The organism is Vibrio sp. 1288 (genome assembly GCF_033344475.1).
This window is the reverse complement of sequence record NZ_JAWPOX010000403.1, coordinates 1-766: the sequence shown is the minus strand read 5'-3', so window position 1 is coordinate 766 and position 766 is coordinate 1. Positions and strand designations below refer to the sequence as shown.

Here is a 766-nt window from a genome sequence, read left to right as displayed (position 1 = left end):
GCCCAGTGGTTGCAGACAAATTTATGGGCCAAGTACACGGCTTGTTGGGTTACTTGTTTGCGGCTTTGGTAGCGACATGCGTTTATATGTTGCTTGCAGCGAGCAAAACCAAACAGCAAATGGCTGCGGGCCTATAAAGCAAAAACAACCAAATGACCATTGAAAACGAGGGCTATCTGCCCTCGTTTTTTTATGCGTTTTCCATTAACTGCTTTCGATAACGTGTTGGCGAAATGCCGTAAAACTTCTTAAATCGATGCGTAAAGTTGTACGGGTCTCGGTACCCCAATCGATTGGCAATCATCGCAATTGACCACGCCCGGTATTGCAACAAGTCAGCTGCTTTGTGCATTCGCAGCTCGATCAACTTGCTCCTCGGACTCATATTGAAGAGCTGTTTCGACAAACGGTTTAGCTGTTCTTCACTAATAAAACATCGCTTCGCCATCTCACTGACAGTCCAAGGCAAATGCAGTTGCCCTTCTATCTCATTAAACAAGGTCTGAACACGCGAAAGCGACGTACTGATTGGCGTTTCTACACTTTGCACCAACCGTTGAACTTCACTGATCAATAACTGACGAAAACCAGAGCGTCCGCCGATTTCGTTGTAGAGTAAGGTCATCAACGACCAAATCTGTTCTGAGCCACGAAATGGAATCACGCACTGGCCAAGATCATTGAGATGATGCCATGCAGGTGCATTTTGCGGCAGCAACCAGACCATTTTCCAACTTCCCAAACGCGGGTTGATCTCGAAACGAAA

At 46.5% G+C, this 766-nt stretch carries 1 protein-coding gene and 1 pseudogene; one reads left to right on the top strand and one right to left on the bottom strand.

All coding sequences use genetic code 11. The annotated features are described in order from the left end of the window. Window positions 1–137, top strand: a pseudogene (locus tag R8O11_RS27060) (MFS transporter); the annotation flags it as partial. Window positions 138–190: 53 nt separating this feature from the next. On the opposite strand, the gene R8O11_RS27055 reads toward R8O11_RS27060, so the two are convergent. Continuing rightward, window positions 191–766, bottom strand: a 576-nt coding sequence (locus R8O11_RS27055) for an AraC family transcriptional regulator (RefSeq protein ID WP_318194854.1), incomplete at its 5' end; no start/stop codon positions are given.